This window comes from Eubacterium sp. AF15-50 (genome assembly GCF_934835595.1).
Classification (GTDB): domain Bacteria; phylum Bacillota; class Clostridia; order Lachnospirales; family Lachnospiraceae; genus Eubacterium_G; species Eubacterium_G segne.
Genome location: NZ_CAKVZL010000048.1, coordinates 8,055 through 16,234 on the forward strand (window position 1 = coordinate 8,055; position 8,180 = coordinate 16,234).

An 8,180-nucleotide genomic window follows, 5' to 3' on the forward strand; every position below is an offset into this window, starting at 1 on the left:
GCTTTCACCTATTACAACCTCAATTTCATCATTTTTTGAAAAAATGATGCTTCTGTTAGTTAAAGTGTGAGGGCAAATAGGGGTCAGCATAATCAAATGAGAATCCGGTCTTGCCAAAGGTCCTCCTGCTGAAAGATTATAAGCCGTAGACCCTGTTGGAGTGGACAATATAATACCGTCCGCCTCAAAATTGCCAAGAAGCTGTCCATTTACGAATACTTCATATCTTGTGATTGCCATATCAGCTGCTCTATGTATAACGATGTCATTTAAAACCGTAGATTCATATATGACATTATTATCCCTTATTATTTCACCCTTTAACATCATCCTGGATTCCACATTAAATCTGTCATCCATTAATCTGTCAATGGCTGATTCTACATTTTCCGGAGAAATTTCCGCTAAAAAACCAAGAGTTCCTTTATTCACTCCCACAAATACCACATCAAGCTTCATCAAATCCTTCGCAGTATGTAAAAGAGTTCCGTCTCCACCTATACTTATAACACACTCTGTGTCTTTTGGAAACTCATTTGCATCAAGAACCCTGAAATCTCCCGTTGTAATGTCCACATTATCTGCTAAATAGCATTTACCACCTTTTAGCTTAATGTATTCAGAAGTTTTTTTCGCTAAATTCAATTCTTTATCTTTATAGCTGTTTGATACAATGCAAAAATTCTTCAAATTAAACACCTCTATTTATCAAGTTCCATATGTGAACACTCCACTACTTCACTTGGATTTACATTATTTTCCTGAAAATCTTCCCCTTCTTTTAATTTTTGTAAGTACAGTAAATATTCAATATTTCCCTCCGGTCCCTTTACCGGCGAAAAATCTAAATTAATAATTCCAAATCCTATGCTTTTTGCATATTCAATTACCATTTCTATAACCTGTGTATGTACTTTTTTATCTCTTACAACACCTTTTTTCCCAACGTTTTCCCTGCCTGCCTCAAACTGTGGTTTAATGAGACACACTATCTGTCCGTTTTCACTTAGCAGTTCTCTGACAGGAAGTAAAACTTTAGTTAATGATATAAATGATACATCAATGGACGCAAATTCAATTACGTCATCAATGTCATCCTGTGTAACATACCTTATGTTAGTTCTATCCATGCATACAACTCTGTCATCCTGAACTAATTTCCATGCAAGCTGTCCATGTCCCACATCCACAGAATATACCTTTACTGCTCCATTTTGTAACATACAGTCTGTAAATCCTCCTGTGGAGGCACCAACATCCATACATATTTTGTTGTCAACACACACACCGAATTTGTCCATTGCCTTTTCTAACTTAAGACCGCCACGGCTTACATATTTAAGAGTTTTACCTCTTACCTCTATATTTACCTTTTCATCAAAAGAAGTTCCTGCTTTATCTTCCCTTACGTTATCCACAAAGACAATACCACTCATTATTATTGCCTTAGCCTTTTCCCTTGAAGGTGCAAGACCTCTTTTCACCAGTAATACATCTAGTCTTTCTTTCATTTCAGTAAACCCATTACCTTTTCATATATTTTTTTATCACTTATTCCTAATCTGTCTCTTAATTCTTCCACTGAGCCCTGTTCAACAAATTTATCCTCTATTGCCATAACTGAAACTTTAGTGTTTAAGTTATTTTCCTGAGCATAAGCTTCAACACTTTCACCAAATCCGCCTTTTTTAATAGCTTCCTCAACTACAATTATGTTTTTATGGTTCTTAGCAAGATTTTCAATCATACCATAATCCACAGGCTTTATAAATCTTGCATTTACAAAGGTTACATTTATGCCATTATTTTCAAGGTTGCTTACTGCTTTTTGTGTTTCCTCAACCATATTTCCCACAGCGATTATGGCAATGTCTCTACCTTGCTTTATAATTTCACTTTTGCCATATTCAAATTTATAATTATCATTATGACTTATATAGGCACTGCCTCTTGCAAATCTGACTGCCACAGGAGCGTCAAAATCCATTGCAAACTCCAGTGCTTCTTCTAATTCCCTTTTATCCTTAGGTGCTATCATTGTAAGGTTAGGAATTGCCGACATAAAAGATATATCAAAAATTCCCTGATGGGTTTCCCCATCTCTTCCTACAAGTCCTGCCCTGTCCACTATAAATGTAACAGGAAGTTTTTGAAGACATACATCATGTAATATTTCATCATATGCTCTCTGGTAAAAAGAAGAATATATGGAAATTACAGGCTTATAACCTGATGCTGCCAGTCCCGCCGCAAAGGTTACTCCATGTTCTTCCGCTATTCCCACATCAAAGAAACGCTTTGGATATTTCTTTGCAAACAAATCAAGTCCTGTTCCGTCTCTCATTGCTGCAGTAATTGCAACTATCTTCTTATTTTTTGAGGCCAGTTCTACAAGTTTTTTTGAAAAAACATCTGTGTACGTCATAGTCTTCTTATGCACCGTTTCTAATCCGGTTTCAATATGAAAACTGTTAATTCCATGATATTTTGACGGATTTTCCTCTGCAAAGGTATATCCTTTTCCCTTTTTGGTTTTAACGTGTATAACTATGGGATGCTCAATTTTAAGGGCATCATTGAAAATATCTATCATTCCGTTAATATCATGACCGTTTACAGGTCCGATATAGGTTATACCTATATCATCAAACAATCCGCCATGGATAATAAGATTTTTAAGATTGTCCTTTGTTTTTTTTACACTTTTAACCAGTTTCTGACCTATTCCCGGAATTTTGCTTAATGAATGCTCCACATCAATTTTAAAATCATTATAATGTTCACCAACCCTGAACTTATTTAAATAATTTGACATGCTTCCTACATTTTCAGAAATGGACATATCATTGTCATTTAAAATAATAACGAAATTCTTGTTTAATGAAGCCACATTATTTAAAGCCTCTAACGCCAGCCCTCCTGTAAGGGCTCCGTCACCAATTACAGCTACAACCCTGTTGTCATTTCCATTTAAACTGTTAGCTACCGCCATTCCAAGAGCTGCGGAAATAGATGTTGAACTGTGACCTGTGTCAAAGCTGTCACATTCACATTCATTTCTCTTAGGGAAACCGCTTAACCCGTCAAGCTGTCTTAAAGTATCAAACCGATTTTTTCTTCCTGTTAAGATTTTGTGGGTATAAGACTGATGTCCCACATCCCACACAATTTTATCTTCCGGTAAATTAAGTACCGCATGAAGTGCAATAGTAAGGTCTACCGTTCCTAAATTAGAAGCTAAATGCCCTCCGGTTTTGCTGACAGAAGAAATAAGAAATTCCCTTATTTCCTGCGCTAACTTAGGATAATCACTTCTGGATATTTTTTTTATATCATTTGGTTTATTAATATTATCTAATATTTTACCCATTGTTTTCTCACTAAAAAATTTATTTATCTCTATCTATAAGCTTTACAAATAAAAACTTCAAGAATGCATCATCTTTATTTAAACTCTCTAATAATTCAATGGCATCCCTTGAATATCTCTTAACATGCTCCTTAGAGATATTTACACCAAGTAAAGAAACATATGTAGTTTTGTGATTTTTTTCGTCACTTAAAACTGCCTTTCCTAACTGATTAGTATCTCCCGTTACATCCAGAATATCGTCCTGTATCTGGAAAGCCACACCTATGCTTTTAGCAATCTTTTCTACTATATCTATTTCTTCCGCTTTTGCTCCTGCAAGTATGGCTCCCGCCATCATTGAACCTTCAATAAGAGCTGCTGTTTTTAAATTATGAATATAATTAATGGTATCAATGGACATTTCTTTTCCTTCATTTTCAACGTCTACCGTCTGTCCTCCCACCATTCCATATATTCCTGCTTTTCTGGCAATAGTCTGCATGGCTCTTATGGCACGTTTTGGATACTTGCTGTTCATTACTGCATCAGACATTATTTCATAAGCATAATTAAGCAATGCATCTCCTGCAAGTATTGCCATATTTTCACCGAATTTAGCGTGAGTTGTAAGCTTACCTCTTCTGTATTTATCATTATCCATTGCCGGTAAATCATCATGTACTAACGAATATGTGTGTATCATCTCTATGGCAGCCATAAAAGGATATGCCTCCTCTTCCTCGCCTCCAAATAATTTAAGTGTCTCTAATAATACAAGAGGACGCAAACGTTTTCCCCCGGCTTTTACACTATAATTCATTGCATCAATTACTGTCTGCTGTAATCCTTCTTCAGTAGGACAAAAACTATATATAATGTCTGTTACCTTATCGATTTTGTTATTATATAATATCTGTAATTTATCCATTTATATTACCTTCTTCTATTATTTTAATCTGCTTTTCCATGGAATCTAATTTTTCATTACATTCCTTAATAAGCGTTAACCCCTGATTGTAAAGTTCAAAGGAACGGTCAAGGGTAACGTCTTCTTTTTGCATCTCTGCAATAATACTTTCTATTTCATTAAAACTCTCTTCTACAGATTTTTTATTTTCACTCATGGCTACTCCTTACTTTCCTGAAAAACTTCCACTACCTTTGCTTTAATTGTGCCATCTTTAATAATAAGTGACATTTCATCATCTGCTTTTACCTGACTCACAGAGGTAAGTGGTTTCTTATTGCCATCTGTTACATATGCAAAGCCTTTTGATATTTTATTAAGTGGTGACATTCCATTTAGTCTCTCTGCATAAATCTGAAGCTTATGTTTTCTATCATTTAATACATCATTTAATTCTTTGGATAACTTAGTCATTAACTCATCACTGTACTGTCTCCTACTTTGAAGCTGATTAACAGGACTAAATAAATTAACTGACGTTTCATAGGACTTAAGACTTTTTCTGTATATTTTTAATTTATTGTCTATTGACGAAAAAAGCAGTCTGCTATAATTTAGCTGTTTTTCCATAAATTCACTGTAATCAAACACTGCCAGTTCCGCCGCCGCAGATGGTGTAGGTGCCCTCATATCAGCTACAAAATCAGCTATTGTAAAGTCAGTTTCATGACCTACTGCAGATATAACAGGCGTATCGCAGTCAAAAATTGCCTTAGCTACAATTTCCTCATTAAACGCCCACAAATCCTCTATGCTTCCACCACCTCTGCCAACTATAATAACGTCTAAATCCATGGAATCTAAACATCTTATGGCATTAACAATATCCACTGCCGCTCCCTGTCCCTGAACAAGACACGGATATAAATACAACTGTACAAAAGGATTTCTTCTTTTTGAGATGTTTATAATATCCTGTATTGCAGCCCCTGTACTTGCAGTACAGATACCTACTTTAGTTGCATACTTTGGAATAGGCTTTTTGTACATTTTATCAAAAAGACCCATTTCCTCTAACTGGGTTTTCAGTTGTTCAAATCTCTGGTACAAAAGACCTGTGCCCTCTAAAATAATCTGCTTTGCGTATAACTGATATTTTCCGTCTCTTTCGTATACACTAACACTTCCAAGAGCAATTACTTTCTGTCCCTCTTCAAGTTTAAACTTTAACCCTTTTCTGTTTCCGGCAAACATAACTGCAGATATGACACCGGTACTGTCTTTTAATGTAAAATAAATATGTCCTGATGTATGATATTTGCAATTACTTATTTCACCTTTTATATATATGTTATTTAATGCAAAATCAGCATTAAACATATTTTTAATATAAGCATTCACCTGACCTACGGAATATACAGATGCCATTGCCTTCTCCTAAATTCTAATATAATTTCGCCAATATTCCATTTACAAAGGAAGAAGATTCTTCTCCGCCATATTTTTTAGCTAAATTAATTGCCTGATCTATGGCAACCTTCTGAGGGACTTCTTCATCCATTTTCATTTCATAATATGCTAAACGAAGTATGGTAAGATCAACCTTTGACATACGTTCCGTACTCCAGCCTACAGCTACTTCATTAATTTTTTTGTCTATTTCTTCTATGTTTTTCTCTATATCAATTACTCTGGCAGTTATATATTCCCTGTCTGCCTCTTTTGCTATAATGGGGTCTTCTTTATTTTCGTTTATATCATTTTGATTTTCAATAAGCATATCTAACTGTTTTGCCACTTCATTAGCCGCATGGAAATCATTACTAAACAGCAATAAGAAAGTACACTCTCTGGATTTTTCCCTTTTCATAATTATATCCTTTCAAAAATATGTCAATTATATGCCTTACGGCTTCTACTGCAAAAAGGGTGCCTCTAAGGCACCCTTTAAAAGTCCTGATTAATTCGATAAAACATTAGAAATATTTACATTTACTCCGGCAACTTCCATGCCTGTCATATTTTCAACTGTAGTTTTAACTTTATCCTGTACCTTGTTTGAAATTTTAACAATGTTTTCATTCATTCTGAGAACAATTGATAAATCAATAACTACTGTATTTTCGTCCACTTTAACTCTAACGCCTTTTGAAAGCTTTTTCATTCCTAATCTTGCCACAATCTCTGCCGTAATGTTTCCTGCCATAGCAAGCACTCCGTCCACTTCCATAGCCGCCATAGCTGAAATAACAGCTAAGACATCGTCACTAATGTGTACTTCTCCTAATTCCGAATTATCATTTATTATATATGTGTTTCTTTCAGCTTCCATGTATACCTCCTGAATATTAAAGTCATTCTATCCTTGTAAGTATACCATTAAACCTTTTTTTTTACAACTACCGTAAAGAATGAGTCATGAATTTTTATTCAACATTTTTTAATGCCTCATCCATAGGTACCTTCTTTATCTTTCTAAACTGCAATATAGCAACTAAACCATATGATACAATTCCCAGAACAAACATTTCCACATACACCTTTGGAGCAATGTATAACGAAAGCCATCCTGTATAATCTTTCATCATTTCAAAATAAATAACTTCAATTATTTCCTTTGAAATAATGATGCTTAATAAAATAGATATTACTACAACCCAGGTTGTTGCCATTAAATATAACCTGGCAATTTCTCCATTGTTATATCCCAATATTTTTACCATGGAAATGGAGTTTGTATTCTTTTCAATAATAAGCTTAGTAAGCAAATATATTAAAATTACAAATAGCACAACTGCAAAAATATTTATAAGATAGAATATTTGTCCCATGGAAACATTAAGCTGTCTTGATGTTTTGGTTAAATCATCCTCTGTAATACAGGAAGCAACATCTTTTTCTTTAATATTTAACTCCTTATTTGAAAAATATCCAGTGTAATAATCATCACCTTTATCAAATACCTTGCAGAATTCCTTATTGGACATAAATATTACCAGACCTGCCGGATATTCCACTGTACCCTTTATTTTGAATTTGTACTTTTTACTGCCATACTTCTCTTTTAAGGTAATGGTATCCCCTGCATTTACTCTATACTTCTGTCTAAAAGTATTAGAAACATAATATCCGTCACTTACATCATCTTTTAAATATTTGCTGTTATTTTCAATTCCATAAATACTTATATCCTCTTTCAGGCTGTATTTGCTAAATTCAAGACTGTTTAAACAATACTTTTATAGCAATAGGTAAGGATTTGATATTATCTCCACCTTTTCCCCTGCTCTACACCGTACGTGAGACTTTCGCCTCATACGGCGTGCCATCATACATTTGCAAATTATTTATTGTCTAAACCTTTTGGTAATCATAATTTTGTCTTATATAATTAACTTTTTTCCATTGTTCTTCATTCAACTTAAATTTTCTTAATAAACTTTGGGCTTCAACCATCTTTCTCGTAAATATTGCCTCGTACACATCTGAATTTATAAAGATTATATTTCCGTGATTATTAGTTCCCCTCTTTTTTAAAGGTTTCTTTCTAATGCACTTCATATGACTAACATCTAACTTCTTACCCGTTATGTAACAATTTCCTTGCTGAATGACATATGCTGATAAACTATTGTCATTAAATTCTATTGTTTCTGTTGGGTCTCTCATTTTAGCTATGGCTTCAAATTCTCTTTGTGTAATAAGCATTAAATTCTTGTGTATTTTCTCTCGACCTTTTGAAGTATAATTACTTATTCCCTGAGAGAAATTCATAGGACTCCTATGGTGAACTCCCGTTAATGGGAGTAAACACATATCTCCTATGGTTACAATTTTTGTTTCTTTCTGAATACCCATTGTTTGTTTTTGAAAATTAATGTCTGTTTCCTTAAATGGAATTGTTTTGCTAATGTCTCTAAG

The 8,180-nt window shown here is 34.1% G+C and carries 8 protein-coding genes and 2 pseudogenes (1 of these 10 only partly in view); all 10 read right to left on the minus strand.

Annotated features, from left to right (window positions below; translation table 11 throughout):
- Positions 1-690: pseudogene (locus tag Q5O73_RS06675) on the minus strand (NAD(+)/NADH kinase) (it extends 150 nt beyond the left edge of the window).
- Between the two features lie 11 nt (positions 691-701).
- Positions 702-1,511 (minus strand): TlyA family RNA methyltransferase, encoded by an 810-nt coding sequence (locus Q5O73_RS06680; RefSeq protein WP_118588476.1) that lies wholly within the window; start codon positions 1,509-1,511, stop codon positions 702-704.
- The gene (gene dxs / locus Q5O73_RS06685) at positions 1,508-3,370 is read right to left on the minus strand and encodes a 1-deoxy-D-xylulose-5-phosphate synthase (protein ID WP_302669317.1); all 1,863 of its coding nucleotides are present in this window, start codon (positions 3,368-3,370) and stop codon (positions 1,508-1,510) included. The genes Q5O73_RS06680 and dxs overlap by 4 nt, the downstream gene beginning before the upstream one ends.
- 19 nt (positions 3,371-3,389) lie before the next feature.
- A complete protein-coding gene (locus tag Q5O73_RS06690; protein WP_021953234.1) occupies positions 3,390-4,280 on the minus strand; it encodes a polyprenyl synthetase family protein in 891 nt (296 codons plus the stop codon).
- Positions 4,273-4,476, minus strand: a complete 204-nt coding sequence (gene xseB, locus Q5O73_RS06695) for an exodeoxyribonuclease VII small subunit (protein ID WP_021953235.1) — start codon at positions 4,474-4,476, stop codon at positions 4,273-4,275. Before xseB ends, Q5O73_RS06690 begins: the two co-directional genes overlap by 8 nt.
- A 2-nt stretch (positions 4,477-4,478) precedes the next feature.
- Complete coding sequence (gene xseA, locus Q5O73_RS06700) at positions 4,479-5,687, minus strand: exodeoxyribonuclease VII large subunit (RefSeq protein WP_021953236.1); 1,209 nt, start codon at positions 5,685-5,687, stop codon at positions 4,479-4,481.
- 16 nt (positions 5,688-5,703) lie between these two features.
- The gene (gene nusB, locus Q5O73_RS06705; RefSeq protein ID WP_021953237.1) at positions 5,704-6,129 is read right to left on the minus strand and encodes a transcription antitermination factor NusB; all 426 of its coding nucleotides are present in this window, start codon (positions 6,127-6,129) and stop codon (positions 5,704-5,706) included.
- Between the two features lie 90 nt (positions 6,130-6,219).
- Complete coding sequence (locus Q5O73_RS06710; RefSeq protein WP_021953238.1) at positions 6,220-6,591, minus strand: Asp23/Gls24 family envelope stress response protein; 372 nt, start codon at positions 6,589-6,591, stop codon at positions 6,220-6,222.
- 94 nt (positions 6,592-6,685) lie between these two features.
- Positions 6,686-7,276 (minus strand): FtsX-like permease family protein, encoded by a 591-nt coding sequence (locus tag Q5O73_RS06715; protein ID WP_302669318.1) that lies wholly within the window; start codon positions 7,274-7,276, stop codon positions 6,686-6,688.
- Between the two features lie 337 nt (positions 7,277-7,613).
- Positions 7,614-8,180: pseudogene (locus Q5O73_RS06720) on the minus strand (group II intron reverse transcriptase/maturase); the annotation flags it as partial.

Bases quoted from the DNA above. Each gene is read 5' to 3' on its own strand.
- Q5O73_RS06680 (WP_118588476.1), bottom strand. From the start codon at position 1,511: ATGAAAGAAAGACTAGATGTATTACTGGTGAAAAGAGGTCTTGCACCT.
- dxs (WP_302669317.1), bottom strand. From the start codon at position 3,370: ATGGGTAAAATATTAGATAATATTAATAAACCAAATGATATAAAAAAA.
- Q5O73_RS06690 (WP_021953234.1), bottom strand. From the start codon at position 4,280: ATGGATAAATTACAGATATTATATAATAACAAAATCGATAAGGTAACA.
- xseB (WP_021953235.1), bottom strand. From the start codon at position 4,476: ATGAGTGAAAATAAAAAATCTGTAGAAGAGAGTTTTAATGAAATAGAA.
- xseA (WP_021953236.1), bottom strand. From the start codon at position 5,687: ATGGCATCTGTATATTCCGTAGGTCAGGTGAATGCTTATATTAAAAAT.
- nusB (WP_021953237.1), bottom strand. From the start codon at position 6,129: ATGAAAAGGGAAAAATCCAGAGAGTGTACTTTCTTATTGCTGTTTAGT.
- Q5O73_RS06710 (WP_021953238.1), bottom strand. From the start codon at position 6,591: ATGGAAGCTGAAAGAAACACATATATAATAAATGATAATTCGGAATTA.